The sequence below is a fragment of the Enterococcus raffinosus genome, assembly GCF_019175485.1.
Taxonomy (GTDB): domain Bacteria; phylum Bacillota; class Bacilli; order Lactobacillales; family Enterococcaceae; genus Enterococcus_A; species Enterococcus_A raffinosus.
Genome location: NZ_CP072888.1, coordinates 1,440,424 through 1,465,304 on the forward strand (window position 1 = coordinate 1,440,424; position 24,881 = coordinate 1,465,304).

At 37.9% G+C, this 24,881-nt stretch carries 31 protein-coding genes, 1 tRNA gene and 1 pseudogene; 22 read left to right on the top strand and 11 right to left on the bottom strand.

The window, feature by feature from the left end:
• The first annotated feature begins 23 nt into the window (after nt 1-23).
• Entirely contained in the window at nt 24-431 is a 408-nt protein-coding gene (locus tag J9537_RS07080; protein WP_218257238.1) for an SRPBCC family protein, read from the top strand.
• A 116-nt stretch (nt 432-547) separates the two neighbouring features.
• Here the strand turns inward: J9537_RS07080 and J9537_RS07085 are convergent, their stop codons facing one another.
• Nucleotides 548-1,219, bottom strand: coding sequence for a Crp/Fnr family transcriptional regulator (locus J9537_RS07085; RefSeq protein WP_218257239.1), 672 nt, complete (start codon nt 1,217-1,219; stop codon nt 548-550).
• A 212-nt stretch (nt 1,220-1,431) separates the two neighbouring features.
• Between J9537_RS07085 and nox the strand changes: the two genes are divergently transcribed.
• On the top strand, nt 1,432-2,763 hold the full coding sequence (nox, locus tag J9537_RS07090) for a H2O-forming NADH oxidase (RefSeq protein WP_218257240.1): 1,332 nt from the start codon (nt 1,432-1,434) through the stop codon (nt 2,761-2,763).
• A gap of 59 nt (nt 2,764-2,822) precedes the next feature.
• Here nox and J9537_RS07095 read toward each other — a convergent pair whose 3' ends face one another.
• Nucleotides 2,823-3,377, bottom strand: a complete 555-nt coding sequence (locus J9537_RS07095; protein ID WP_218257241.1) for a GNAT family N-acetyltransferase — start codon at nt 3,375-3,377, stop codon at nt 2,823-2,825.
• Between the two features lie 254 nt (nt 3,378-3,631).
• On the opposite strand from J9537_RS07095, the gene J9537_RS07100 reads away from it, so the two are divergent.
• Nucleotides 3,632-4,120 (top strand): TIR domain-containing protein, encoded by a 489-nt coding sequence (locus J9537_RS07100; RefSeq protein WP_010744716.1) that lies wholly within the window; start codon nt 3,632-3,634, stop codon nt 4,118-4,120.
• Between the two features lie 154 nt (nt 4,121-4,274).
• On the opposite strand, the pseudogene J9537_RS07105 reads toward J9537_RS07100, so the two are convergent.
• Nucleotides 4,275-4,655 (bottom strand): annotated as a pseudogene (locus tag J9537_RS07105) (PH domain-containing protein).
• A 481-nt stretch (nt 4,656-5,136) separates the two neighbouring features.
• Between J9537_RS07105 and J9537_RS07110 the strand changes: the two are divergent.
• The 16 genes from J9537_RS07110 (at nt 5,137) to J9537_RS07185 (ending at nt 18,595) form a co-directional block, all read left to right on the top strand.
• Nucleotides 5,137-6,168 (top strand): sulfurtransferase, encoded by a 1,032-nt coding sequence (locus J9537_RS07110; protein WP_218257242.1) that lies wholly within the window; start codon nt 5,137-5,139, stop codon nt 6,166-6,168.
• Between the two features lie 375 nt (nt 6,169-6,543).
• Nucleotides 6,544-6,903 (top strand): 4Fe-4S dicluster domain-containing protein, encoded by a 360-nt coding sequence (locus J9537_RS07115; protein ID WP_218257243.1) that lies wholly within the window; start codon nt 6,544-6,546, stop codon nt 6,901-6,903.
• Nucleotides 6,900-7,655: a heterodisulfide reductase-related iron-sulfur binding cluster gene (locus J9537_RS07120; RefSeq protein WP_218257244.1), complete on the top strand. Its 756-nt coding sequence runs from the start codon at nt 6,900-6,902 to the stop codon at nt 7,653-7,655. Before J9537_RS07115 ends, J9537_RS07120 begins: the two co-directional genes overlap by 4 nt.
• Nucleotides 7,656-7,664: 9 nt before the next feature.
• Entirely contained in the window at nt 7,665-8,903 is a 1,239-nt protein-coding gene (locus J9537_RS07125; protein WP_218257245.1) for an ABC transporter substrate-binding protein, read from the top strand.
• Nucleotides 8,896-9,753, top strand: coding sequence for an ABC transporter permease (locus tag J9537_RS07130; protein ID WP_218257246.1), 858 nt, complete (start codon nt 8,896-8,898; stop codon nt 9,751-9,753). The genes J9537_RS07125 and J9537_RS07130 overlap by 8 nt, the downstream gene beginning before the upstream one ends.
• Nucleotides 9,747-10,541 (top strand): ABC transporter permease, encoded by a 795-nt coding sequence (locus J9537_RS07135; RefSeq protein ID WP_218257247.1) that lies wholly within the window; start codon nt 9,747-9,749, stop codon nt 10,539-10,541. The genes J9537_RS07130 and J9537_RS07135 overlap by 7 nt, the downstream gene beginning before the upstream one ends.
• Nucleotides 10,525-11,520, top strand: a complete 996-nt coding sequence (locus tag J9537_RS07140) for an ABC transporter ATP-binding protein (RefSeq protein ID WP_218257248.1) — start codon at nt 10,525-10,527, stop codon at nt 11,518-11,520. Before J9537_RS07135 ends, J9537_RS07140 begins: the two co-directional genes overlap by 17 nt.
• Entirely contained in the window at nt 11,517-12,197 is a 681-nt protein-coding gene (locus J9537_RS07145; protein WP_218257249.1) for a TIGR04283 family arsenosugar biosynthesis glycosyltransferase, read from the top strand. The genes J9537_RS07140 and J9537_RS07145 overlap by 4 nt, the downstream gene beginning before the upstream one ends.
• A 13-nt stretch (nt 12,198-12,210) precedes the next feature.
• Nucleotides 12,211-13,206 (top strand): aminoglycoside phosphotransferase family protein, encoded by a 996-nt coding sequence (locus J9537_RS07150; protein ID WP_218257250.1) that lies wholly within the window; start codon nt 12,211-12,213, stop codon nt 13,204-13,206.
• Entirely contained in the window at nt 13,199-13,864 is a 666-nt protein-coding gene (locus J9537_RS07155) for a TIGR04282 family arsenosugar biosynthesis glycosyltransferase (RefSeq protein WP_218257251.1), read from the top strand. The genes J9537_RS07150 and J9537_RS07155 overlap by 8 nt, the downstream gene beginning before the upstream one ends.
• Nucleotides 13,861-14,733, top strand: a complete 873-nt coding sequence (locus tag J9537_RS07160) for a nucleoside hydrolase (protein ID WP_218257252.1) — start codon at nt 13,861-13,863, stop codon at nt 14,731-14,733. The genes J9537_RS07155 and J9537_RS07160 overlap by 4 nt, the downstream gene beginning before the upstream one ends.
• Nucleotides 14,734-14,759: 26 nt before the next feature.
• Nucleotides 14,760-15,434 (top strand): TVP38/TMEM64 family protein, encoded by a 675-nt coding sequence (locus J9537_RS07165; protein ID WP_218257253.1) that lies wholly within the window; start codon nt 14,760-14,762, stop codon nt 15,432-15,434.
• Between the two features lie 135 nt (nt 15,435-15,569).
• Entirely contained in the window at nt 15,570-16,697 is a 1,128-nt protein-coding gene (locus J9537_RS07170) for a helix-turn-helix domain-containing protein (protein WP_218257254.1), read from the top strand.
• Nucleotides 16,690-16,902, top strand: coding sequence for a PLD nuclease N-terminal domain-containing protein (locus J9537_RS07175; protein ID WP_218257255.1), 213 nt, complete (start codon nt 16,690-16,692; stop codon nt 16,900-16,902). The genes J9537_RS07170 and J9537_RS07175 overlap by 8 nt, the downstream gene beginning before the upstream one ends.
• Nucleotides 16,899-17,834 (top strand): ABC transporter ATP-binding protein, encoded by a 936-nt coding sequence (locus tag J9537_RS07180; protein ID WP_218257256.1) that lies wholly within the window; start codon nt 16,899-16,901, stop codon nt 17,832-17,834. The genes J9537_RS07175 and J9537_RS07180 overlap by 4 nt, the downstream gene beginning before the upstream one ends.
• Nucleotides 17,831-18,595 carry an ABC transporter permease gene (locus tag J9537_RS07185; protein WP_218257257.1) on the top strand — a complete coding sequence of 255 codons (765 nt, stop codon included), beginning with the start codon at nt 17,831-17,833 and terminating at the stop codon, nt 18,593-18,595. Before J9537_RS07180 ends, J9537_RS07185 begins: the two co-directional genes overlap by 4 nt.
• Before the next feature lie 259 nt (nt 18,596-18,854).
• Here the strand turns inward: J9537_RS07185 and J9537_RS07190 are convergent, their stop codons facing one another.
• Nucleotides 18,855-19,172 carry a hypothetical protein gene (locus tag J9537_RS07190; RefSeq protein WP_218257258.1) on the bottom strand — a complete coding sequence of 106 codons (318 nt, stop codon included), beginning with the start codon at nt 19,170-19,172 and terminating at the stop codon, nt 18,855-18,857.
• A 100-nt stretch (nt 19,173-19,272) separates the two neighbouring features.
• The gene (locus J9537_RS07195) at nt 19,273-19,542 is read right to left on the bottom strand and encodes a hypothetical protein (protein ID WP_218257259.1); all 270 of its coding nucleotides are present in this window, start codon (nt 19,540-19,542) and stop codon (nt 19,273-19,275) included.
• 339 nt (nt 19,543-19,881) lie between these two features.
• Here J9537_RS07195 and J9537_RS07200 point away from each other — a divergent pair, with 339 nt between their 5' ends.
• Nucleotides 19,882-21,177 carry a glycoside hydrolase family 73 protein gene (locus J9537_RS07200; RefSeq protein ID WP_218257260.1) on the top strand — a complete coding sequence of 432 codons (1,296 nt, stop codon included), beginning with the start codon at nt 19,882-19,884 and terminating at the stop codon, nt 21,175-21,177.
• Nucleotides 21,178-21,289: 112 nt separating this feature from the next.
• On the opposite strand, the gene J9537_RS07205 is transcribed toward J9537_RS07200, so the two are convergent.
• The 3 genes from J9537_RS07205 to J9537_RS07215 all read right to left on the bottom strand — a co-directional run bounded on the left by J9537_RS07205 (nt 21,290) and on the right by J9537_RS07215 (nt 22,619).
• Nucleotides 21,290-21,508, bottom strand: a complete 219-nt coding sequence (locus tag J9537_RS07205; protein WP_010744741.1) for a hypothetical protein — start codon at nt 21,506-21,508, stop codon at nt 21,290-21,292.
• Between the two features lie 87 nt (nt 21,509-21,595).
• A complete protein-coding gene (locus J9537_RS07210) occupies nt 21,596-21,916 on the bottom strand; it encodes an AzlD domain-containing protein (RefSeq protein WP_218257261.1) in 321 nt (106 codons plus the stop codon).
• Nucleotides 21,909-22,619, bottom strand: coding sequence for an AzlC family ABC transporter permease (locus tag J9537_RS07215; protein WP_218257262.1), 711 nt, complete (start codon nt 22,617-22,619; stop codon nt 21,909-21,911). The genes J9537_RS07210 and J9537_RS07215 overlap by 8 nt, the downstream gene beginning before the upstream one ends.
• Before the next feature lie 282 nt (nt 22,620-22,901).
• Here J9537_RS07215 and J9537_RS07220 point away from each other — a divergent pair, with 282 nt between their 5' ends.
• On the top strand, nt 22,902-23,333 hold the full coding sequence (locus J9537_RS07220; RefSeq protein WP_218257263.1) for a universal stress protein: 432 nt from the start codon (nt 22,902-22,904) through the stop codon (nt 23,331-23,333).
• Nucleotides 23,334-23,399: 66 nt separating this feature from the next.
• On the opposite strand, the gene J9537_RS07225 is transcribed toward J9537_RS07220, so the two are convergent.
• The 3 genes from J9537_RS07225 to J9537_RS07235 form a co-directional block, all read right to left on the bottom strand.
• Nucleotides 23,400-23,472, bottom strand: a tRNA-Gln gene (locus J9537_RS07225).
• Nucleotides 23,473-23,530: 58 nt separating this feature from the next.
• Nucleotides 23,531-23,926, bottom strand: a complete 396-nt coding sequence (locus J9537_RS07230; RefSeq protein ID WP_010744745.1) for a hypothetical protein — start codon at nt 23,924-23,926, stop codon at nt 23,531-23,533.
• Nucleotides 23,927-23,987: 61 nt separating this feature from the next.
• Nucleotides 23,988-24,515, bottom strand: coding sequence for an HdeD family acid-resistance protein (locus J9537_RS07235; RefSeq protein ID WP_218257264.1), 528 nt, complete (start codon nt 24,513-24,515; stop codon nt 23,988-23,990).
• A gap of 162 nt (nt 24,516-24,677) precedes the next feature.
• Between J9537_RS07235 and J9537_RS07240 the strand changes: the two genes are divergently transcribed.
• Nucleotides 24,678-24,881 carry a hypothetical protein gene (locus tag J9537_RS07240; protein ID WP_010744747.1) on the top strand — a complete coding sequence of 68 codons (204 nt, stop codon included), beginning with the start codon at nt 24,678-24,680 and terminating at the stop codon, nt 24,879-24,881.

The following is a 24,881-nucleotide window of genomic DNA, read 5'->3' on the forward strand; positions in this document are numbered from 1 at the left end:
GATAATAAAGGGGTTGGATAATTTTGACTACTGCAAGAATCGAAGCAATCTTTCATGCTGATATAGAAAAAGTTTGGCAGGTGGTCACTTCAATGACAAACACAAAGTGGCGAAGTGATCTGAATAAAGTTGAAGTTCTCGAAGATCAGAAGGTTTTCGTTGAGTACACTACTCAAGATTTCCCCACGACCTTCACAATCACAGGTTTTGAACCCATGAAGTTTTACGCATTTGAGATGGAGAATGTAAATATGAAAGGAAAATGGACAGGTGAATTTTTCTCCTTAAGTGATCACAAAACAAAAATCCATTTTACTGAAGCGATTCAGGCTAAAAAAATTTACCTGAGACCGTTTGTTAAAAGCTATCTAAAAAAGCAACAGAAAACGTATGTAAACGATTTGACTAAATATCTACAAGAAAGTTTTTAAGGCTGGAAACTCTGAGTATTTCTTTAAGTATTGTTCAACACGTCACTGAAGGTCGCGCTTTTTAATAGTAAATACCCATCTGACGCTTTTTCAGCTTGCGCCGGATGGGTATTTTATCAATGATTTATTTTGAAATACTCTGCTTCAGAAGATCGGTATTTAAGTTGTTCCATGTCAGTAATCTGAAATTTCCGTTTTTCCCGTTTTAAAATACCATCATCACATAACTTATTCAGTAAGCGCAGCAAATGCCGATAGCTAATCCCAATCGTAGCGGCCACATCTGTCAGATTATCGAAAAAATAATTCTTATAGGAGCCTTGTAAGATATAGGTACATAATCGCTGTTCACCGGAATATAAGGCGTTCGACGTATAGTTATGCGAGCTGTTAATTAAGTTTTCTGACAGCCCTTTGGCTAACGTGGTCATAAATGTCAAATTTTTAAAAATCGAATCTTGATCATCTTGAAATGGAACGATAATGACTTCGAAAGGGGAAAGGGTAATGACCGAAGCAGTGGCATAAGTCGTGTTGGACATTAATTCAACATCACCAATCAACCCACTAGATAGGTAATAGGCCAACACTAAATCTTTTCCGCTGGGGGCACTTGTACAAACTTTGGCTTTACCAGATACAACGATCATAATATATTTATATTCGACGCCTTGAGAAAAAATCGTCTCACCAGATTTGAATTGTTGGACTTCGCAGACCGATTGGTGATCCAACAAGCCATACTTATTGAGTAAATCAAGATGATGCTGTTTTAATTGTGGGGTCATTTGTTCTCCTTCGCTTTCTTTGGAAGTGTTCTCTTCTTTATTCTACTATATATGAGTATTTGTTGTGTTAAGTAACGATCAAATTAGCAAAACCTTTCAATAAATGTCCGAGAGATAAATAAAAAGGATTTTTCTTTTGATGAAATCTCCATGTGAAGTATGCTACAATTATTATGTATTGAAAACGATTGCAAACTCAAGGGGGAAAATGTATGACAAAAACGGTAATAGTAGGAACAAACCATGCTGGGATCGCTGCGGCAAACACACTTTTGGACAATTTTGAGGACCAAGAAGTAGTAATGATTGATCGCAATAATAATCTCAGCTATTTAGGCTGCGGAACTGCCTTGTGGGTAGGGAGACAAATCGATTCTTATGAAAATTTATTTTATACAAAACGAGAAGATTTTGAAGCTAAAGGCGCTAAAATCTTTATGGAAACAACCGTTGATCGAATTGATTATGATAAAAAAGAAGTTCATTGTTCAACAAAAGCAGGAGAAAACTTTGTCGAAGCTTATGATAAATTGATTTTGGCAACGGGCTCTGTGCCAATTTCTCCAAAGGTTCCTGGTCGAGATTTGGAGAACATTCATTTCTTAAAACGATTCCAGGATGGACAAGCGGTTGATCAGCTGTTAAGCACCGACGGGATTAATAATGTTGCGGTTATTGGTGCTGGGTATATTGGTGTAGAAATCGCCGAAGCGGCGAAACGTCGTGGAAAAAATGTTTTGCTTTTTGATGCGATGACACGCTCGTTACCAAGCTACTATGATAAATGGTTCACCGATGATATGGATGCCGTTTTGAAAGAGCACGAAATCGAGCTTCATTTCGGTGAATTAGCAACGGAATATAAGGGCGATGGAAAAGTTGAAGCGATTGTGACAGACAAGGGCGAATACAAGGTAGACTTAGTTATCAATGCCATTGGGTTCCTGCCAAACAACGAATTGGGTAAAGAGCATCTAGAGCTGTTCAAGAACGGTGCGTATCTGGTGGATCGTCATCAACAAACAAGTGATCCAGATGTTTACGCAGTAGGAGATTGTGCGACGATTTATTCAAATGCGCTGCAAGCTACGACGTATATCGCACTAGCAACCAACGCTGTTCGTTCGGGGATTGTTGCCGGTTATAATGTCGGCGGTGTTGGGCTGGAATCAACAGGCGTACAAGGTTCAAATGGTATTTCAATTTTTGGTCTGCACATGGTTTCGACCGGCTTGTCTGTGGAAGCGGCAGAGAAAAATGGTATTGACGTGAAATATACGGACTTTGAGGATCTGCAACGCCCTGGTTTCATGAAGCACAATGCCAATGTTAAAATTAGAATTGTTTATGAAACAGATTCTCGCCGCGTGGTTGGGGCACAATTAGCCTCCACTGAAGACATCTCCGGTGTGATCCATATGTTCTCACTGGCAATTGAAGAACAGGTCACGATTGATAAATTAAAATTATTAGATATTTTCTTCTTGCCACACTTCAACCAGCCATATAATTACATTACGATGGCTGCATTAAGTGCAGAATAACAAATGAACGAAGCCATAAAACAGCTAAAAGCCGAGCTGTTTTATGGCTTTTTTGTCGATTATTCTTTCAGGGGTTGGTTTGCTTCCTTTAGAACGTCTAAAATTTTTTGATAATTTTGATTTTGAAAAATCTGATAGTTCAACTTTTCATAGAGCTTCACCGCATGATGACTCCAAGTCTGTGTATTCAAGTAAAGATCCTGGTGAGGATAATACTCGTGCAGTAATTGGGTGACACGAATAGCTAAGGCTTTGGCTAAACCTTTTCTCTGCTCCTCTGGAAGAACCCCTAACCAATGAAGACGCGGAGAATGATCATCTGTCCACCAAGCAGTAAAGGTCCCCACCTTTTTCCCTTCGGCATTTTCAACAAAGAGCATCCTTTTTTTTAATTCGTCCTGATAAGGAGCAAATGAGCGCTGAAAATAATCCATGGCGTCTTTTTCTGTCTCAAACTCTAAAACAGCGGTTTCTATCTTGCACCACTCTTTTTCATCCCCCGGTTGATAAAAAACGATACGGTAATCTTTCGGTAGTTGAATTTCTGGTAATGGCGGTGCATCTGAAGGGCGAAACATTGTAAATGGAATAAAAGGAACGGACTTATCCAACATAATAAAACCTCCATTTTCTTTTTCATTAAAATCGTATCATGTAGGAAAAGCAAAAGCTAGCGAAGTTTTTAACTCTTTTCAGACAAGAGTAAAACGCTTGTTCTCCATAAAAACATCTATTATAAAAAAATTGGAGCCATTGCTTGATGCGGGTATTATATAATGAATAGAGAAATTTGAATTCAGATTTTTTGGGACATGTCAATATGTTGTTAAAAGAATCCGAGGAATGAAAAAGTTAGGGAGGTAGTTTTATGGCAAGAAGGGTTTTCTTTAGTTTTTACTATGAAAATGATTTGTCAAGGGCGCTAGTTGTAAAAAATAATTGGGCTTTAAAGGAAAATGAAGAATCTGGTTTTATAAACAAAGGTGAATTTGAGCGAATCAAGCGCGACGGAGAGGAGAGTATCAGGCGATGGATAGATAAGCAATTAGCAGGAACATCTGTAACAGTCGTATTAATCGGTAGTGAAACGCTAGATTCAGAGTATGTCCAATACGAAATTGAAAAAAGCTATGAACGTGGGAACGCCATCATTGCTCTAAAAATTGGAAAAGTAAAAAACTTGAGCCAGAAGACATCAATCAGTCAATCCGTCGTAAAAATCGTTGGAAAAAAAGCCAATGGTGAATTGCTTTGGTTTGATGAGATCATAGATGGGGAATATGATTATATCAAAAATGATGGCTATAATAACCTTGAGCAATGGATTGAAAACGTCGATAAAGTGAAGGAAAGATAAGTGATCTGTCACAATCGAAAAATAAGTATTTAAGCAATACTTTAAAGGAGATTACAGGCAAAATGAAGAGAATAAAGGGGAAAAACACTAGAGCTTCACTAGGGGAGAAAAACAGGACAAGAGCTTGAACAAAATGTTCAAATCTTGTCCTGTTTTATTTTGACAACGCCAAAGCCAATGCTTTTTGAACCGCAACAATATTTTTATCCTTACGAAATTGAATCGTCTCCGCTGGTAGTTCTCCGCTAGAGATCCAAATCTTTAATTCTGCATCTAAATCGAAATGTCCGCTGGTTTCTACAGAAAAGCGTGAAATAGAACGATAAGGAATAGATTTGTATTCAACTTTCTTACCGGTCATTCCCTGCTTATCCACTAAAATTAAACGAAAATCAGTGAAAACGATCAAATCACGAACCAGTTTAAACGCAAGAGACACCGTTTACCCAGCAATTAAGACATCCACTAATTTCTCTTCAACCGTTTTGTTATTGTGTTGACTGGCATTTCCCATTAGTCCATCAAAAATACTCATAAAACAACCTTCCTTCTTTTAATTGTTAAGCTAATTTTAGCGGATAATGAATGGAAAAACCACTTTATACTGATTCAAACAATAAGAATAAATTCTAAATAAAAACCATTCCTTCACAAAAAAAATTTTTGTTTTTTTTAGTTAAAATGCCCTTGATAATCTAATAGGGTTTCGATATACTCGGAAGGGAAAAGAGCCCGGTTTCAAAATTGGGAGGTAGGGGGTGTTCTCATGCTTAAGAACTATCAGCTTTGACTGTGAAATCAATCATTACTTAGAGTTTCTAAGCTAGCAGAACAATTCATTTTCCTCCGCTCAACTTTTTTTGCGACCTGCTAAAAGGGCTATTAGGCGCGCAAAAAAATAGTCTCAGCGAGGAAACATACTTATTTCGGTATGTTTTTTTGTTGTGTTCAAAAGAAATAATTGTTATTGCTGAAAACGTTTCAAGTGAAAAAATAAACTTTGAAGGAGTATCACAATGAAAAAAATTTTCGCAGTAATCAGCTGTCTACTTTTAACAGCGTTAGTAGTCTATTCAAAAACAGAAGAGGTTCATGCAGCCGAAAAAAAGACTAAAGTTCAACGTTTAGTCAAAAGCAAAGAGATCAAGGACGATGATTTCTTTGTCGATGCAAAGTGGCTAAAGAAGCAAATGAAAGAGGACGATAAAACGGTCGTAATTGAAGCTTCTTATGGTGAAGGAAAAGATTATAAAAAAGCGCACATTCCAGGAGCGCTTCACATTGATACGATGGAAATTGAAACAGAAGAAAACAACTGGAATATCTTGGACGCTGAAACATGTAAAGAAGTGTTCTTAAAGCGTGGCGTTACGAAAACAACACCAGTAGTGGTGTATTCAAGCGATATTAACGCAGCAGCTCGTGTGGCTTTTGTGGCCTACTGGCTAGGTGTCGATAATGTGAAGATTCTGGATGGCGGATTGAAGGCTTGGGAAAAAGCGGATTACAAAGTAGAAAAAGGCAATGAAGAAGCTACAGCAGCTAAAGATTTTGGCGCTGAGGTTCCAGGACGTCCTGAGAGCTTAATTTCAACGTCAGCAGATGTATTAGCAGCCAAAGAAAAAAATCCTGACTTAGTTCTTGCAAGTATTCGTTCATGGAAAGAGTTCACAGGAAAAACAAGCGGCTATGATTACATTGAAAATGCTGGGGAACCAGAAGGGGCAGTTTACGCCAAATCAAGTAAAACTAGTGCGGATGTAGCCCAACTAATGAACAATGACGGCACAGTAAAGGAGCCGACGAAAATTTTTGCGGCGTGGAAAAAATGGGGAATCACACCAGATAAAGAAGTCGCCTTCTATTGTGGAACAGGCTGGCGCGCGGCTACTGCGTTCTTTATCACGAAGCAAGAAGGCTGGAAAGATGTCAAATTGTTCGATGGCGGCTGGTATGACTGGGATAAAGCACACCAAAAAGATCCAAGTAAATACCCTGTTCAGGTTGGCGATCCTCGAGACGAAGATAAAGTGAAAATCTTGAACTAATGAAACTTCTTCGATATTTATTGCATTTAATCCAACTGGGACTGCTCTATGTCGTTTATTTGGTTGACGATCTCTACAAAAATCATCTAGGCTTTATGCGAAATGTCTCATTTTATTCCCATAAGGTTGAGGCCAGCACATTTGGCAGCATGTTATTTTTGCTGCCGGCCTTGCTGGTAGTGATCGCTGTCTTAGTGACTTTAAAAAGGAGAAATTTCGAAAGTATTCTTTTAATTGCTATAGGATTATTTTTTCTAGTTTGGCAGCTCGTATTCACTTTGAATACGACGCCCATCTATTATTTGGTGAGCGGTCTTCTATTTTTTGGATTTATGGTACAGCTCATCATTGTATTCTTGAAAAGGGGCTAGTCAGATGGATTACTCAGAAAGAACCATTGAGATGGCTCAATTGATAGCAGAAAATTGTATAAGCTGTAAACGCTGCATGAAGGACTGTCTCTTTTTACAAAGATACTGTGAAGATCCGCAAAAATTATTTCAACAATTTTTGGAAGAAGGGCTGGATCCAATCATTCCTTATTCGTGTATGTTGTGCGGACGCTGCACAGTCGTGTGTCCACTACAATTGAAATTAGATGAGGCTTTTTTAGCTATGCGTCAAGATTTGATCAGAGAAGGCTTGCCACTAAAACAGCTAAAAAGTGTGGAGATGCATCAAAGACTTTCCACCAGTAAATTATTTACAGCAGTGAATCGAGGGGACCAAAAATGAGATACGGCTTTATGGCAGGATGTTCATTGAGCTCAAGCAACCCAAAGCAAATAAAATTGATTATCGATTACTTAAAAGGATTTTACCCTGATCTTGCGGTCATACAAGGATGCTGCGGAAAACCAACACGCATGATTGGTCAGGAGCAACTGTTTCAAGACCGCTTCGGTCACCTGACAGAACAAGTTCATCAGGCTGAAATCGATCAATTGATTGTTGCTTGTCAAGGCTGCATCAAAACAATGGCGATCCAAAACCAGTTTCCCACTATTTCACTATGGGTAAAGATGGCGGAACTGGGGTTGCCACAAGAGATGATCGGTAAGGCGAACAACAGTGATGTCGTTTTCTCTGTTCAAGATTCCTGTCCTACAAAAGAAGTGACGGAGATTCACCAAGCAGTACGATTTTTATTAGAACAATTAGGCTATCAGGTGGCAAGCAATCGTCTGTCTGGAAAGAATACTTTATGTTGCGGAATGGGAGGCATGTGCGGGGTTTCAAATCCAGATTTAGCAAAAGATTTCGCTGAAAAACGTGTGCAGGATTTCAAGACAGATCACATTGTCACGTATTGTGCCAGTTGTACTTCGGCAATGATTTTAGGTGGCGGTCAAGCTTGGCATTTATTAGATTTGATATTTGGTGATGTGGTCCATCAGAGCGATAAGAGTGAGACACATCCATTAGCCAATCCTTTGCGAGCGTGGAAAAATCGGTATCAGTCAAAAAAAATAGTAACAAAAGCATAGGAGAGAATAATGAAGAAATGGTTAACGGGTTTGTTAACGCTAGGGGTGCTTTTTTCCTTAGCAGCCTGTAAAACAAATGAAACAAAAGAAGCGAAAACAGAAGAAAAAATCACCAGCTTCTCTGATGCCGAAAAACAAGGAAAAGGTGAAACAGTGACCTTTTACGGGTTTGGCGGTGACGAAAAAGCCAATGCATGGGTAGATGAGGTAGTTACGCCGGCAATGAAGGAAAAATATGATATCACAGTCAAACGTGTGCCGATGGACATTGATCAGATTTTGAATAAGCTGACTACTGAAAAGGAAGCCGGTACTAAAACTGGAGACATTGATGTCATTTGGATCAATGGCGAAAATTTCTATACCGCAAAACAAGCGAAGCTGCTTTATGGACCCATTGCCAAAAACATTGAGAGCTTTGAAAAACTAATGGACATTGATGGTCATAATTCGCAGTATGATTTCGGAGTTAAAATCAATGGCTATGAAGTTCCTTACGGCAGTGCCCAATTAGTCTTCGCTGGCGACAAAGAGACATTTAAGAATGGATTTCCTACAGATACTCAAGCCCTATTAGCCTATGCCAAGGAAAACCCAGGTAAGATCACGTATACCGCGCCGCCTGAATTTACCGGCAGTGCTTTTGTTCGCAACATTATCTGTGATATTGTGGGTTATGATAAAGTTGAAGCGGCAGGAGCAACGAAAGAAGAGTTGTATAAGGTCATCAAACCAGGCTTAGACTATTTAAATGAAATCAAGCCCTATTTGTGGCAAGAAGGGAAAACTTATCCAACCACCACTGCGGAGCTGGACCAAATGTTTGCGGCTGGTCAAATCGACATGAGCTATAGCTATTCTCAAATGCATGTAGCTCAAAAACGCAGTGACAATGAGTTCAAGCAATCAACAGAATCCTTCTTATTCGATAAAGGAACGATTGCCAATCAAAGTTATTTGGCCATTGCTAATACTTCGAAAGTCAAAGCAGGAGCATTGCTTTTGATCAATGAAATGACAAGTGAATCTGCTCAGCTGAAAAAGGCAGAGGCGAAATATGGATACAGCATCCCACCATTTGATCCGGACAAACTTTCAGAAGAAACAAATCAAAAGCTGACGGATTTGTACAAAAACCAAGGTGTTCTATCACTTGAAGAAATGCAGGAAAAGCAAATACCTGAGGTGCAAGCAGAAAAAATTCCAATCATTGAATCGCTGTGGAAAGAGCATGTTTTAAATGAATAAAAATAGATTATTAGTCATCCCTTTTTTCTTATTAAACAGTGTTGTGATTTTTGCGGCACTGTTTAAAGGGATACAAATTAGTTTAGGCTATTATCCGCTAATTGGACTTGAAAAAATCAGTTTAACCAATTATCAGCAAGTTTTAAGTGATCCTTTTTTCCAAAAGTCGCTAGGTTACAGCTGCTACTTAGCGCTGACTGCGACTTTTTTGTCATTGCTATTTGGACTAGCGATAGCCTTTCTACTATTGAAAGTGAAAAGCCCTTGGTTGCATAAAATCATCAGTCTGCCGATCTCGCTACCTCATATCATTGTTGCGTTAATGGTGATGCAGCTGATTAGTCAATCGGGGATCATTTCTCGAGGATTATTTCAAATCGGTGTAATTGATGAAATCAACCAATTTCCCTTATTAATCCATGATGCTGGCGGGATCGGGATCATTTTAGTGTTTCTATATAAAGAGATTCCCTATGTTGCGGTAACCACATTAGCAATTTTACAACAGTTACAATTGGGCTACATTGAAGTGGCAAGAAACTTAGGTGCTTCTAAGACCCGAATCTTTTTCACAGTCATCCTGCCAATGCTTCAAAAAACGCTGATAACCTTGTTTATTATCTTATTTTGTTTCACTTTTGCTTCTTTTGAAGTGCCTTATTTATTAGGAAATCCGACAAATCAACCAGTGGCTTTGACCGCTTATGATTTATTTACTCAAGCCGACTTAACCACTCGCCCACAGGCCTTTGCTTTAAATTTAGTCATGTCGGGAATCTGCCTAGCAGTATCAGGAAGCGGACTACTCATTAGTCGTCTCTTGCCGGGAGGGAGAAAAAAATCGTGCTAACTTCAACGAGAAAATCCTATCTGCTTCTATTATTTTCGGCTGTTCTGGTGCTGTTGCCCATTGTCCTTTTAGTGATCTGGTCTGTTAGTGACCATTGGATGTATCCGGCAATTTTGCCACAAGGCTTGACTGTGAAAGCTTTTAGCCAAATGCTTCGTGAACCGAATTTTTGGCCGGCAGTTATCAATAGTTTTGTTATTGCTATCATTACCACTTTGATAAGTATCTGTATTGCCCTGCTTGCGGCTCGATATTTTGCTTTTCAGAAAAAGCTTTCTCATGGATTCATTGAAATTATTATTTATTTACCCTTGATTTTACCCGCCATAGCCATTATCACCTCTAGTCAAGTTTTATTCTTACAGCTGCATTTGACAGGTACCTTTATAGGAATTGTTTTGATTCATACCTATTTATGTTTGCCTTATGCCATGCAAATCTTATTAGAAAGTTATCGTCAGTTAGGGGAAGGTTATCACTTAACGGGACAAACGTTAGGTGCGAAGCCTTGGGTGATTTTTTGGCAAGTCACTTGGCCTTTACTACGTCCAGGGGTGATTGCTTCGGGAAGCCTAGTTTTTATCGTATCCTTTAGTCAATATTTGCCAACGTTTTTTATAGGCGGCGGCAAAATTGTCACCTTGCCTTTGCTATTGCTTCCTTATGCGAATAATGGACGTTTTAGTCTTGCTTCATCCTATAGCCTAGTCTTTTTAGTCTGTACTATGTTGGGTGTCTGCTTATTGAAATTAGTTATTGGAGGAATTCATCGTGGGACTAAACGTTAGCGAAGTTCAGCTCTCTTATGGGAAAAAAAGAATACTAGATGAGCTTTCTTTTGAGATCAATGATGGCGAGATTGTCGCTCTTTTTGGTCCATCAGGAGTAGGAAAGACTAGCCTGCTTAAAATGATTGCTGGCATTCAGCCAGTTAATAAAGGAAAAATTATTTTTTCCGAAGGATATTCGCAGGAAAATACTGTTTTGGTCTTTCAGGATTTTTGGCTCTTTCCTCATATGAATGTGGTAGACAATATCGCTTTTGGGCTGAAGGCGAGAAAGTTTTCAAAAGAAAGAATCAGAGAAAAAATTAATAACATACTAGCAGCGTTTGATTTAAAAGGATTAGAGAAACAGTTTCCTGATGAACTGTCTGGCGGTCAAAAGCAGCGAGTAGCCTTAGCTAGAGCCATTGTTTTAGAACCCAAACTGTTACTGCTAGACGAGCCTTTCGCTAATCTAGACAGTCATTTAAAGGGAGCGATGCGTGAGTATTTACGTCGGCTGCAAAAGACCTATTGCTTTAGCGTGATCTTGGTTACTCATGATCGGGATGAAGCTTTTCAATTAGCTGATCGCATGATACTACTGCTTGATGGAAAGATTCAACAAATCGGGACGCCTCAAGAAATATATTTTTATCCGAGAAATAAAAAAGTAGCTAAATCAATTGGGGAGAATAATTTCATTCCTGGAGTTGTCAGCGATCATATTTTTACCTTAGAAAATACGCATTTAACCGTTCGAAACCCGACGAATATTCAAGGAGCGGCATCGCTTTTTATACCGTATGGTGCAGAAATAGAAGTTTGTGAAGCAGGGGTGCCAGCTTTAGTAGAACATCACGAGTGGACACCGAATGGGCAGCGTACGCAGGTGAAAATCGGAAACACAAGCTGCATTTTTACAAACTTATCAAAAAAAATAATCGACCAACGACAAATATTCTTAAAATTCAATGATGATCTGCAGGTGATGCCTCGATGATCTCAATTATTATCCCTGTGTTAAATGAAGAGAAGAACCTCTCACGTTTATTGCATCAATTGACCCAATTAGAGGGGACGGTTCCTTATGAAGTGATCGTCGTAGATGGAGGAAGCCAAGATCAAACCGTTGCAATCGCAAAAAAGACGGCGATCGTTTATCAGTTGGAGAATGCCAATCGCGGCGCGCAATTGAACTATGGCGCGGAAAGAAGTACAGGTGATATTTTGTGGTTTTTACATAGTGATAGTCGATTCGAGACATATCCCAAATTGTTAGAGCAGATTCAAGCAGCATTGAATGACGAAAGATTTAGTGCTGGATTTTTCAAATTGGCCTTTGATTCGTCAGAGCTGTTTTATCGATATTTAGCTGTTACGTCAAATCTACGAGCACGCCATTTGGGGTTGATCTTTGGTGACCAAGGATTGTTTACGACAAGGAAATTCTACGAACAGGCAGGAAAGTTTGAAGCCATTCCATTGATGGAGGATTGGAAACTAAGTCGACAATTGAAGCGGTTGGGAGAGTTTTATCCATTACCTCTTTCACTTACGACCTCCAGTCGCCGCTTTAGCAAAGGAAAACTTCGCACACATCTAAAGATGCATAAAATCAAAATCCTCTATGTGATGGGAATGCCACCAGAAAAACTGGTGAAGCTTTACTACAAATGAAAAGGAGTCGTTCATGCTTAATAAAATTCGCCGTTACTTAAACGATCAGGCACTAATAAAAAAGTTGGACTTGGAAGAGCCGTATAAAATTGAATTTTTAGCTCAGGGAGAATACAATCAAAATTTTCTGATCTCCGATGGGAAAACAAGCTATGTCTTTCGACTCAATTATGGCAGTCAACTACAGTTGGAAAATCAAATCCAATATGAATACCAAGCTTTGAAATGGCTAGAACGTACAGGAAGAACACCGATAGCATATTATTTAGATGATAGCCGTCAAACCTTTAATCAAGGATTACTGATTATGGAATATTTAGCCGGTCAGCCTTTAAATTATCGGAAAGATTTAAAAGAAGCCGCGCATATTTTTGGTGAGATCCATCAGCAACCAATAGATGAACCTGCTGAAAAACTCTTTGTAAACGAAAAAGAAACGATTTTATCCGCTCGCATCAATGAGTGTCGCTACTTATTAGAGTACGTTTTCACTAGTGAATTTGTCCCATTACAGGCACAAAAGTTATTCGCTGAGGCACTAAATCGCTGTGAAAAAAATGTCGAACAGCAGCGCTATTTTATTGAATTAGATCACTGGTGTATCAATAATACGGAAGTAAACTCACACAATTTTATTATTGGAGAAAAAGGGTATTTGATTGATTGGGAAAAACCCGTGATCAGCCATCCAGTGCAGGATATTTCGCAATTTTTAGCTTCAACCACCACTCTTTGGCGAAGTAATTTGGTTTTGACTCCAATGGAGAAGGATTTGTTTCTATCTAGTTATCTTGAGGTGACAGGAATTGATCCAGTTAATTTTAAGGAAGCTCTAAAGATCTATCACCCCTATTTGATGTTACGAGCTCTTGCTTGGTCAGCGATGGCGTTTCATAGCTACCAAGCGGATACAAAGGAGCTGAAAAATCAAGAGATTTTCGACAAGGTATCCAGTTATTTAGAAGAGGACTTTTTACGTCAAGCATTAAAGGAGCAGGTTTTTGAATAAGTATGCTTATATTTTATTTACGCGAGTTCCAGTACCTTATAAGGTAAAAACACGTTTGCAAACATTGCTTACCGGTGAAGAAGCCTGTCAGGTTCAACTACAGATGTTGCAAGACAGCTTTTTGAAATTCGCTGAACTGAATAATAGAGGGATAGACCTTTATCTGGCTTATTCAGATGAAGGAGATCCGTCAAATTTACTCGCAGAACTGCCCGCAAGTTTCTCCACTTTTTCGCAAGTCGGCCACACGATCGGTGAGCGGATGAATCACGCCATACAATTTGTTAGAGAAAAAGGATATGAGAAAGTGATCCTCACAGGCAGTGATATTCCGAATTTGACTGCAGAAATAATAATTTCGGCGTTCGATCAGATGAAGGAGGTTGTGCTGGGACCTTCCCAAGATGGCGGGTATTATTTGGTGGGCTGTACTAAAGGGATCAACTTAGCACCAATCTTTGAAACAACAATGGCTTGGGGGAAAAGCAAAGTGTTGACGGAGACATTAAAACGATTGACCGATTTTGATGTAGCATTGCTAAACCAGTTGCAGGACGTTGATTTTCCTAGCGACCTGAAGGAGATGCGCCATGACTTAAAAGAGGAGAATTACTATTTCAAACGTTGGCTAACAGAAAATAGAGGGTTGTTAGAATGAGAAAAATTATTTTTGATTGCGATAATACTTTTGGACTAATAGATCGTGATGTAGATGATGGGTTAACGCTCCTGTATCTTTTAGGAGCACCCCATGTCGAACTGCTGGGGGTTACTTTGACTTACGGTAATGGGAGTATCGAAGAAGTCAATAAGATGACAAAGGAAATGAAAGAACAGTTAGGCTTGTCTTTTGACTTTTTCTCAGGAAGTAAAGAAAACAATCTCGCTGCGGCTTTTCTAGTAGAACAAGTTAATCGTTTTCCAAATGAGGTGACAATCGTCGCGACCGGAGCGTTGACAAATTTAGCCGAAGCACAAAAAATAGATTCAGATTTTTTTGCCAAGGTACAAGAAGTCGTGCTGATGGGCGGGACAACTGAACCTTTAATAGTGAACCAACAAGCGGTATCCGAATTGAATTTTTCATGTGATCCTGATGCTACTCGAAAAGTTTTGCTAAGCCAAGCAACGATAACCATCATGAATGGTCATATGACTGCGGCAGCATTTTTCTCAAAAAATGATCTGAAACACTTTTTCGAACGTGCAGCAGGTATGCTAAAAAAGGAAAGTATGACTTGGCTAAAGGACACCCTAAAGAACTGGATAATCTGGAATGAGAGAGTGTTTCATTTCAGTAGTTTTTGTAACTGGGATATGACGACAGCAGTTTATTTAGAGGCTCCTGAACTCTTTAGCGATGAACACTATTTTTTGTCAGAGAATCAACCAAACCTTTCAAAAGGGCAAATGACATTGGTAAAGAATTCGAAATATGTAGTGAAGATGCCTAAGACGCTTCTGGATGTTCAGTTATTTAATGAGTTAGCAATTGAAGGGATGATTGCTGGACTCAGATACCAATAGAACGACTTCAAGGAAGAGGTGATTCGTTGAAAAAAATTAGTCTATTTATTGTTATTGTGTTGTTAGTAATTTTTCTAGCGTATCAATTTGGTTTGATTGATCTTCTAACGAATATTTCTGACCTGCGCGCTTATTTAGAGAATCTCGGCTGGTGGGGCTACGTAATTTTTATTCTTCTGTCAGTGATTGTGGCCGTATTTTTATTACCAGGACAAGTTTTAGCAATTGTAGGAGGTCTTGCCTACGGCGGTTTGATTGGCGGTGCGCTAACCGTTATCGGCGCCTCACTAGGAGCAACCCTCTCTTTTATCATAGGAAAATACGTGGCGAGAGGCTATATTATCCAACGTTTTGGCAATGACCCAACCTTTCAAAAGATAGAAAAGGGGGTAAGAGAAAATGGGCTTTCTTTTCTAATTTTTACTCGTTTAGTCCCGATTTTCCCTTTTGCTATTCAAAGTTATGCCTATGCAATGACACCTATGAGTGTAAAAAAATTTAGTTTGATTTCTTTTTTAACGATGATACCTGCTAGCTTTATCTATGCATTCATGGCTTCAGTGATCGTTGCAAAGGGAGTTTCCATGAGTTTGTTACTGGAACTGACCGTTGCAGGAGTTCTATTAGCCTTGTTGGCGTATTTGCCAAAAAAAATAAGCAAAAAAATAAATCAGCTGACTTCAGAATATAAAAATAAATAATTTTAATGAGACTAGTATAAAGCACTAGTCTTTTTTTGTTTCTTGTAGGTTGATTATTATCCGTAGAAGTTAACAAAGACTCGATTGTTTTCTATTACGACTCATTCTAAAATAAATAGTAAGGGGGGAAGCATCATGGAAATGAATATCGGTCCAATAATCATGGAAAAACGAAAAGAGAAACATGTTACTCAACAGGAGTTGGCAAACTTTGTAGGGGTATCCAAGGCCTCAGTGTCAAAATGGGAAACAGGTCAAACCTATCCTGATATTACCTTGCTGCCATTGTTAGCTGCCTATTTTGACATTACGATCGACTCACTCTTGACCTATGAGCCGCAGTTAGACAATCATGAGATTCAGCGGATTTACTTGATGCTAAAAAAATCATTGGAAACAAAATCACCGGAGGATGTATTAGCAACAATTCGCAGCTTTGTTCGGCGCTATTATTCATGCTATCCATTTATATTGCAGATGGGGCTGTTTCTTTTGAATCATGCTGATTTATTACCAGGAGAAGAAAATGTCCAAACCTATACAAAGGAAGCACAAGAATTATTTATTCATGTAAGAACACAGACAAAGGATCCTGAACTAATCACACAGGCTTTAAAATATGAAGCGTATACTTCTCTGACATTAAACGAATTTGATCAAGTCTTAGATATTCTAGGAGAACAGGTTCCTATTTTATTTCCGATTGAAAGCTTGATTGCTGCCGCTCAGCAGCAAAAAGGAGAGGAAGATCAGGCGATCGTTACTTTGCAAAGTGCGATTTATCAGTATACGACTGTCTTTCTGAGTTTTCTAGGCAATTATTTACAATTGTTGATTAAAGATCATAAGAAGTTCTCTCAAACTGTTAAGCGTGGTCTTCAATTTGCCGATGTTTTTGAATTTAGTAACTTGCATCCCATTGCGTTGATGAATTTTCAGCTGTCTGCAGTTTTTGGCTATGCCCAGATGAAGGATGAAGCAGCTGTTTTTCCGTTGTTAAATGATTTTCTAACAGTAATGAAGCAAACACAATTTCCAGTGGAGCTCCATGGAGATGCTTATTTTGATCAGGTGGACGACTGGCTGGAACAATTAGAACTTGGTCATCAATTACCACGAGATTCAATGAAGGTCAAGGACAGCTTGATCGACTTTGTAATTGAAAATCCAACCTTTGCAAGCTTTAGCGATCAAGAACAATTAAAGCAAATCTATTCGGAGTTGCGGAATCTCAAAGAACAGGGGGTGAGTGGAAATGAATAATTTTGATTTTTTAAAAGAAAATTTGCCGATTTTTCTACCGTTAATTATTTTAGAATTGCTTTTAATGATCACGGCTGTATGGCATATATTGAAACATCCCAATTATCGTTTTGGAAACAAAGTTTTATGGCTTTTCGTAGTTGTAGTTATCCAAATTGTCGGTCCAGTAGTCTATTTTGTATTTGGAAGAGGAGAAAATGAATGAACATTTTAGAATTGAAAAATGTTTCAAAGAAATTTGGTTCAAAAAGTGTTCTTAAAAATTTGAATTTGAGTGTGCCTACAGGGTCAATATATGGTTTTGTAGGCGAGAATGGTGCCGGGAAAACCACAACGATGAAGATGATTTTAGGTCTGGAGGAAAAGAACAGCGGCGAGATTTTTATAAAAGGGCAACCGGTTCATTTTGGAGACAATCAAACCAATCATTTAACGGGATATTTGCCTGATGTACCAGAATTTTATAATTATATGTCTGGTAGAGAATATCTAAAATTCTGTGGGGAAATCACTGGTCTGACGAAGAAGCAATCACAGCAAAAAATTCCTGAAATTTTAGCACTCGTTGGTTTGGAAAACAATAAAAAAAAGATTAAGGGTTATTCACGAGGAATGAAGCAACGTCTAGGCATTGCTCAAGCATTATTAAATGATCCAGAACTGTTGATTTGTGATGAACCAACCTCTGCTTTAGATCCTAGTGGCCGCAATGAGTTTTTGGAAATGCTATCGAAGCTAAGGGGGAAAACAACGATCCTGTTTTCTACCCATATTTTAAGCGATGTGGAACGAATTTGTGATTACGTTGGTATTTTAGATCAGGGAGAATTAGTGGTCAACGGTCCATTGAATACGCTAAAAGAGAGGTACGCGAGGGATCAAATGGAAATCGAATTTTCAAATGAAGAAGATGTTGAGATTTTCACTAGAACGTTAGAAAAACTGGAACAACAAGAAGTTATCAAAGATTATTCTGTGGATTCTTCAAAGCAGCGTTTTGTTTTAACCTATTCTTGTGATTATAAGGCTGTTGCATCAGCAATTTTTCAATTATTTGAAGACTCTCACATTTACCCAAAATCCATTCAAAAAATTGATCCTTCATTAGAATCGATCTTTTTGGAGGTTATTCAATGAAAAATTTATATTATTTTACAAAAAAAGAATTAGTAGAAAGCTGGCGAACGTCACGTCTGTTACTCTTGATCATTATCTTTCTTATTTTTGGCTTGATGAATCCGCTATTAGCAAAATTAACCCCCGAGATTGTAAAAATGACTATCGGAGCAGCGATGGCCAAAACGATTCCCGATCCGACTTCTCTTGATTCTTGGACACAATTTTATAAGAACCTTACTCAAATTGGTTTAATTGTGATAGCCCTAATGTTTAGCGGAACGGTTAGTAATGAAATAAGTAAAGGGACATTGATTAATTTGGTTACGAAGGGACTTCGGCGTAGGTCAGTGATCGTTGGAAAAATGATTAGCTTGATTTTACAATGGACCCTGTGTCTTTTACTAACATTTCTTGTCACGTGGGGGTACACCGCCTATTATTTTCCAGATAACAAAAGCCCTTATCTTCTTCAAGCGGCATTTCCTTTGTGGCTATTTGGATTGTTATTATTAGGCATAATTGTATGTTCCTCAACGATCGCACGGAATAATTATGAAGGATTACTAATGACAGGTGCAACAGTCGTCATTATGATATTGCTGAATATGTTTGATAAAGTGAAATACTATAATCCAATCTCGCTAATTACTCAAAATATCAATTTTTTGCAGAAGGCTTCTGCTTTAGAAAAATATAACCCAGCAATAGGTATCAGTATTCTCCTAATTCTTCTCTCTCTACTATTCAGCGTGCTCATTTTCAATCGAAAAAAAATATAGCTAAAAGGCGGTGTGACAAGATTTTTGTCACAACCGCCTTTTTAATGGTAGCGTATTTCTGTATAAATCAATTCAATTAGGCAACACATCATTTTGGGAAGTCGTTTCCTAAGCCTTTTCTGTCTAGAGAAGGGACTAACTTGTGTAATAATTCTCATTTGCCTTGCTCAATTTACTTAGCGAGAATAGAATTTTAAAGGCTAGAGTTACTCCGGCTAGTAATAAAAATGGCATCGATAGTTGTCGATACCATTATTCGTTAAATAAAAATGTATATAACAGAGTAGACATAGTATGCAAGTAGAACTAATGAAACAAGGCAGGATAACTTAGCTAAAAAACCACCACGTGCAGGTTTGGATGATTTACGTGATTGTCTACGCGTCATTTCCATTTGCTCATTGGTTGGTATGTCCGATTTGGATGTACGTAAAAGTACGACAGCTAATAAATCAATAAATAGTAATCCTTGTAATGCAATACTAACAATATAGGTGATTTGATCGCCTCTAACGATTCTAAATAAAAATAGAACAATCATTAGAAGATCAAAAAAAAGTGTTAATAAAAGCGCCATAATAAAGCTCCTTTGAATAGGTTAGAATAGACAAATTTTATTATAGCATATAACTAATTAAAAAATTACGAAATATTTGTGAAGGATGAAACTAAATATCTCACTCTTTACGATTCAGTATTGAATAGATAATCCAGTAAAGCATGAAGCTGATAAGTGAAACAAACATAAGAATTGCTAATGTCCAAGCACCTTCGACCGGTTGATAATGATGGTAATTTATAAGTAAGTAAATACATATGAAAGTAGGGATTAAGGAGAAATATAGATGAAGCAAAATACGGTCGTTTTTAAAAAGATAAAAATAGACAATGGTCATCAAAAAGAAGATAAAGTAAATCACAATTGAAACTACAACGCCGATATCCATATATTTCCCTCCCTTGAAGGTCATTATAGCAGATTGGCCAGAGTCAATAAATAACAATAATATGAGAAATCGTGGCTTTTTCTTAATTTGAAAACATCATTTCAGCGCGTAACAACAACGTTTTATATATAAATATACTGTTAATTCTAATTAAAACTTTCTTTAATTTAAAAAAATCGGAAACTTTTGAAGAACGCCTGTTATTGCAATGTTTTCAAAGTTCAAAGTAAAATAAAAAAATTTTACTTTATGATTAATTTTTGTTACTTTATATACAGAGAGGTAAGAGAATAAGCATTAAATATAACCATCGATTAATGGTGGTTAGAGGGGGATGACATGAATTATAAAAAACTGTTATGTAGTGTGGTGTTGTTAGGCAGTTTGGGAAGTTCAGCATTTGTTGCATACGGAGAGGAAACATCGAATTTAGCGGAAACTCAAGAAAGCACGACGATACAAGAATCTTCAAGTTCAATCGCGCCAACAAATAATCAAGCAGTTGGAACTTCAGAGACGCAAGAATCTGTGTCGAAAAAGGACGTAGAATCTACCTTATCTTCTGAAAAAGAAACAGAAGAGAGCAGCACTAGTGAAGAAAGTATGATAGTGGATGAAGAAGAATATGATGCGCAGGGGAATCTGCAATTTCATCATCCAATCCCGTTTGATGAATTTACGATTGAGCCGCCTGCCTTTAGGGCTGCACGAGCAGCTGTGAATACGCAGCAGGCCTTTATCAATCAGATTGCTCCTTCTGCGAGAACATTAGCAAGTGCGAACAACTTGTATGCTTCGGTGATGATTGCCCAAGCGATTGTTGAAAGCGGTTGGGGAGGAAGTACGCTTTCCAAAGCGCCAAATTATAATTTGTTTGGAATTAAAGGGGAGTATAATGGACAGTCCGTTACGATGCCGACTCAAGAATATGTTAATGGAAAACCGATTACGATCAATGCGAAATTTCGGAAATATCCTTCTTATAAAGAATCTCTTGGAGACAACGTAACTGTATTAAAAACAACTTCTTTTTCACCAGGGAATTATTACTATTCTGGTGCTTGGAAGAGCAATACGAAATCTTATAAAGATGCAACCGCTTATCTAACTGGCAGGTACGCGACTGCTCCGACTTACGGAGCAACATTGAACAACGTCATTGAAACTTATAAGCTGACCCAGTATGATTCAAACAGCAGTGGAGGAAATAATGGCGGCTCGACTCCTGCGCCAGTTCAGACAAGTGCAATGTATCGTTTGTACAATCCAAACAGCGGAGAGCATTTCTATACAGCAAGCACTGCTGAACGAGACAAGGTTAGGAAAGCTGGTTGGCGATACGAAGGAATAGGATGGCAGGCACCAAAGAGTGGTACACCTGTATACCGTTTGTATAATCCAAATGCTGGAGATCATCACTATACACCTCATGTATCTGAAAAAAATAATTTAGTAAAAGTAGGCTGGCGATACGAAGGAATCAGTTGGTATTCTGGAGGAAGCAAGCCATTGTACCGTCTGTATAATCCAAATGCTAAATCAGGCGCTCATCACTATACATTATTGCAGAGTGAGCGTAATAACTTGATCAAACAAGGCTGGCGAAACGAAGGCATCGGCTGGTACGGACAATAATATGAAAAAGCTCTCGATGAAATTAAAATTCATCGGGAGCTTTTTTAAAGGTTAAAAAGTATAAACTTTACCCAAAAAGTACCCCAGAGTTGACTAAGCATTAAAAGCCCTTTTAGCTGGCATCAGTAATTTCTGAAATAACAAAAAAACTATGAAGCTGCTCTGTTGGGTAGTCATACTTTTTCCCTATTTCAGATAGAATCTTTTGATCTGATTCCAAAATAGGTTCGTTCCCATCATACAAAGTGTCCGTTGGAAGATGGATTTCGAAAGGCTTTTTCTCCTCTAAAACTAAGGGCTTTTCAAAGAAATATCCAGCGATCTTTTTCATGAGAATTACTCCTTTTTCTATTATTTTGTTATATATTACATCAGCGATGTAAGTAAAACCAGAAATAAGCTCTATAACAGGCGTCATTTAAAGCAATCGTAAAAGAGCGATGCCAAGAACACCTGTCAAGACAATTTTCATTAGATCATTCGTGCGAATACCGACAATGAGTGCTGGTATACAAGCAAAAACTTCAGGAAAACGCAATGTCGGAAATTGACCTGATTGAAAATTAAGTAAACTTTGCATAAGTAATGCCGTTAAAATGGTCATCGGCAAATAACTTAAAAATTTTTCGAAAGCGGACGGCAGTGTTATTGCTTTTGTTAAAACAAAAGGCAATACGCGAGGAACCCAAGTGACGACTGCACAACCTAAGAGAGTCAATAAATAGTAATAATTACTCATCCTTACTCATCACCCCCGTTAAACAGCCTAGCAATGTTGCTAAAATAACTGATAATTCAGCTGAAACAATCCGCATTAACAGATATAAGGTAATAATTGTCACAGCTAAAATTCGTACGGTCTTTGCCCGTTGCTTTTTTAATGGCAGTTGTACTTGAAAAAGGAACAAGCCAAGAAACATCGAGGTGAGTGCAAAATCAAACCCAAAGATAGTTGGGTCAGGAATGAAATTTCCTAGTAACGCCCCTATAACAGTTGATAGTATCCAGACTAGATAGGCTGTGATATTTAAGCCATGCATCCAGTTACTCGATACTTTTTTTTCTTGTGCCAGAGTCGTCATTAGCACCCCGTAAGATTCATCGGTCAGTAATGTCCCAATAGCCATCCCATTTAACAAAGAATCGTCTTTGAAATAATGTGCGACAGAGAGACTCATGAGAAGATGACGTAAATTGACAAGGAAAACAGTGAATACAATTGAAAGAATTGGGGCGCTTAACAATAATAAGCCGCATAAAATGAACTGCGCACTGCCAGCATAAACTAGCGTGGACATCAAAAATATTTGCCAAATTGCAAGATGCGCTGATTTTCCAACAATTCCCATGGCAATTCCAATTCCTAAATACCCCATAATCGTGGGCAGACAGGCCCTAACGCCATCAGTAAAACTGGAGGTTTGTGTCAGGCGATTATCCATATACTCACCCTCTCATTTTTTTCTAATTATATTAGACCATAACTAATAAAAAAACAAGAGGTTAGATGACTAAAAAAAGAGCAACAATTCCAGTCGTTGAAACTAGTGACTGGCGGGGAAGTTGTTGCTCAATTTATTTTATCATAAAAATATTACAGGAAATACTAAAAAAATAATTTTTGTTAGGGAAATAACTCGTAATTAGCAAAAAGAATGATCACGCTCTTTAATTTTCTAGAAGGAGCGACTTGAGGTATAATGAAGGTATGGGAGGCGATTTCAATGAAAGAAAGTTATAAGAAAATACTTGTGGCAGTTGACGGTTCAGAATCATCAACGGACGCATTTAAGGAAGCATTAAGTGTCGCAGAACGAAATAACGCAAAATTATTTATTCTTACAGTAGTCGATTATAAATTCTCGATTGGCGATCCAGCATTTATCAATGATTCCCTTAAGTTTCATCTAAATAATGCGGAGATCGAGCTTGAGCAATTGATTGCCAATTCAAACGTCAGTCAATTTGATTATGAGACAAAGATTGACTCAGGAAATCCCAAACGAAAAATCATTGATTATGCGCTAGAAAATCAAGTGGATCTTATCATGCTGGGGGCAACAGGTAGAGGGGCTGTTGAACAGGCTTTAGTCGGCTCAACAACAGCGTATGTAGTCAATCATGCGAATTGCAATGTAATGGTAGTGAAATCTTAAAATTTTTTCCAGATAAAAAAACGTTTTTGCTTTAAAAAAGCAAAAACGTTTTTTTAAATGAGTTTATTGGGATAGTAGGGCTCGAACCTACACTCTCCTGATTCAGAGTCAGGCGCCTTACCAGTTTGGCCATATCCCAGTAAGAACAGAAAATATTGTAACGCTAGTTTCTCTATTCTTCAAATAAAATGTCTCGACTACTTATTTCCAGCTTGCTTCAAAGCATTCAAAACAAGATTCCCATCAGCGAAACCTAAATTGATAGAAAGGATTTCAGCATCAAAAACTAAGGACAGTCGGATGCCGTTTAGTTTCTTCTTACCGCTAATCTCTCTACATTGATAAAGATTGTATTTATAGGATTTTTGTTTGCTTAAAGCATATAATGTGTTGCCGGAGATGCCATAAGCAGTTAAACCTTCTTGATTTTTAAGACTCTCATACTTGTGAAAGCCAATGAAAGAAAAGGAAAAGTTTATTTTGGGAAAGGCTTGTAAAAAATTGTTATACAAACGAATTCCCTTTTCTTCATTGGTGTTGTAGTTAATACCGTATTTTTTAGTGAATTGATAAAGCTCAGTAGCAGTATTCATAATGACCTCGTTCTCTTTTGATACATTCAGTATAAATGTTTCTTATAATAGAAACAATTCTTTATTGATTAAAACGGCGAGTGTTAATAAATTCTGAAACAGCCATCGTAATTAACAAGAAGCCAAAAATTTGGAAGAGAATCATTAAACTACTAAAAGGATTGAACAGAAGAAAAATACCAGCAAGAATCATCAAGGCACTATAGACAACCTGACCAGTAACTGGAAAACCATTTCTTTTTGCCGTCCAACTTTGCATAAACTGACCAATAGCAAAAATTAGGATAATGAATCCCAAAAACATCGGTAAAATGCTTATGATCCCTTTTGAGAACCAAAGAACGACAAAAGCAACTATAACTCGTAGGATTCCGCTAGTCGTCTCAAAGCCGACATTACCAGTATATTTTTTTGCTTGTAGGCCACGGATGATTTGTAAAATCCCCATAATCAATAAATAGAAGAAAATAATGTAAACAATTCCTTTAAAAACGCTCCGTGGTGAAAAGAGAATAGCGATTCCAAGAACCAAATAGCAAGCACTTCTTAAATAACCGTATTTCTTAATTGAATCGATAAAATTTGACATAAAAGATCCCCCCTCTGTAGCTAATTTTACCTGATTTACTTTCTTTTTGCTAATGAAGTGAAATTTTCGATTGTAAACCATTCCAGACTTAGGTATAATTGCGAATAACATTGATCCAAAAGCTAGACGAACAAATGAATGTCGATACTGGAGGGCTTACTTATGAATGAAGAAGAAATTGAACTTGGAAGAACTTATCGTTGCCATCCGATTGGTTTCGAAGAATGCGTGGAAGGCGAAGTTATTTCCAAGATGACAAATTGTGCTGTTGTACGTATAAATCAATGCGAAGAGGTTGATCAAGAGCAGCGAGATGACAAATCTAACATGGTCGTGGTAAAATATTCTAATTTCATTCCAAGTTAG

Bases quoted from the DNA above. Each gene is read 5' to 3' on its own strand.
- J9537_RS07115 (WP_218257243.1), top strand. From the start codon at position 6,544: ATGGATTACTCAGAAAGAACCATTGAGATGGCTCAATTGATAGCAGAA.
- J9537_RS07095 (WP_218257241.1), bottom strand. From the start codon at position 3,377: ATGTTGGATAAGTCCGTTCCTTTTATTCCATTTACAATGTTTCGCCCT.
- J9537_RS07195 (WP_218257259.1), bottom strand. From the start codon at position 19,542: ATGGATATCGGCGTTGTAGTTTCAATTGTGATTTACTTTATCTTCTTT.
- J9537_RS07145 (WP_218257249.1), top strand. From the start codon at position 11,517: ATGATCTCAATTATTATCCCTGTGTTAAATGAAGAGAAGAACCTCTCA.
- J9537_RS07175 (WP_218257255.1), top strand. From the start codon at position 16,690: ATGAATAATTTTGATTTTTTAAAAGAAAATTTGCCGATTTTTCTACCG.
- J9537_RS07185 (WP_218257257.1), top strand. From the start codon at position 17,831: ATGAAAAATTTATATTATTTTACAAAAAAAGAATTAGTAGAAAGCTGG.
- J9537_RS07100 (WP_010744716.1), top strand. From the start codon at position 3,632: ATGGCAAGAAGGGTTTTCTTTAGTTTTTACTATGAAAATGATTTGTCA.
- J9537_RS07170 (WP_218257254.1), top strand. From the start codon at position 15,570: ATGGAAATGAATATCGGTCCAATAATCATGGAAAAACGAAAAGAGAAA.
- J9537_RS07110 (WP_218257242.1), top strand. From the start codon at position 5,137: ATGAAAAAAATTTTCGCAGTAATCAGCTGTCTACTTTTAACAGCGTTA.
- J9537_RS07230 (WP_010744745.1), bottom strand. From the start codon at position 23,926: ATGAATACTGCTACTGAGCTTTATCAATTCACTAAAAAATACGGTATT.
- J9537_RS07210 (WP_218257261.1), bottom strand. From the start codon at position 21,916: ATGAGTAATTATTACTATTTATTGACTCTCTTAGGTTGTGCAGTCGTC.
- J9537_RS07220 (WP_218257263.1), top strand. From the start codon at position 22,902: ATGAAAGAAAGTTATAAGAAAATACTTGTGGCAGTTGACGGTTCAGAA.
- nox (WP_218257240.1), top strand. From the start codon at position 1,432: ATGACAAAAACGGTAATAGTAGGAACAAACCATGCTGGGATCGCTGCG.
- J9537_RS07235 (WP_218257264.1), bottom strand. From the start codon at position 24,515: ATGTCAAATTTTATCGATTCAATTAAGAAATACGGTTATTTAAGAAGT.
- J9537_RS07205 (WP_010744741.1), bottom strand. From the start codon at position 21,508: ATGAAAAAGATCGCTGGATATTTCTTTGAAAAGCCCTTAGTTTTAGAG.
- J9537_RS07200 (WP_218257260.1), top strand. From the start codon at position 19,882: ATGAATTATAAAAAACTGTTATGTAGTGTGGTGTTGTTAGGCAGTTTG.
- J9537_RS07125 (WP_218257245.1), top strand. From the start codon at position 7,665: ATGAAGAAATGGTTAACGGGTTTGTTAACGCTAGGGGTGCTTTTTTCC.
- J9537_RS07180 (WP_218257256.1), top strand. From the start codon at position 16,899: ATGAACATTTTAGAATTGAAAAATGTTTCAAAGAAATTTGGTTCAAAA.
- J9537_RS07130 (WP_218257246.1), top strand. From the start codon at position 8,896: ATGAATAAAAATAGATTATTAGTCATCCCTTTTTTCTTATTAAACAGT.
- J9537_RS07120 (WP_218257244.1), top strand. From the start codon at position 6,900: ATGAGATACGGCTTTATGGCAGGATGTTCATTGAGCTCAAGCAACCCA.
- J9537_RS07150 (WP_218257250.1), top strand. From the start codon at position 12,211: ATGCTTAATAAAATTCGCCGTTACTTAAACGATCAGGCACTAATAAAA.
- J9537_RS07160 (WP_218257252.1), top strand. From the start codon at position 13,861: ATGAGAAAAATTATTTTTGATTGCGATAATACTTTTGGACTAATAGAT.
- J9537_RS07240 (WP_010744747.1), top strand. From the start codon at position 24,678: ATGAATGAAGAAGAAATTGAACTTGGAAGAACTTATCGTTGCCATCCG.
- J9537_RS07190 (WP_218257258.1), bottom strand. From the start codon at position 19,172: ATGGCGCTTTTATTAACACTTTTTTTTGATCTTCTAATGATTGTTCTA.
- J9537_RS07215 (WP_218257262.1), bottom strand. From the start codon at position 22,619: ATGGATAATCGCCTGACACAAACCTCCAGTTTTACTGATGGCGTTAGG.
- J9537_RS07085 (WP_218257239.1), bottom strand. From the start codon at position 1,219: ATGACCCCACAATTAAAACAGCATCATCTTGATTTACTCAATAAGTAT.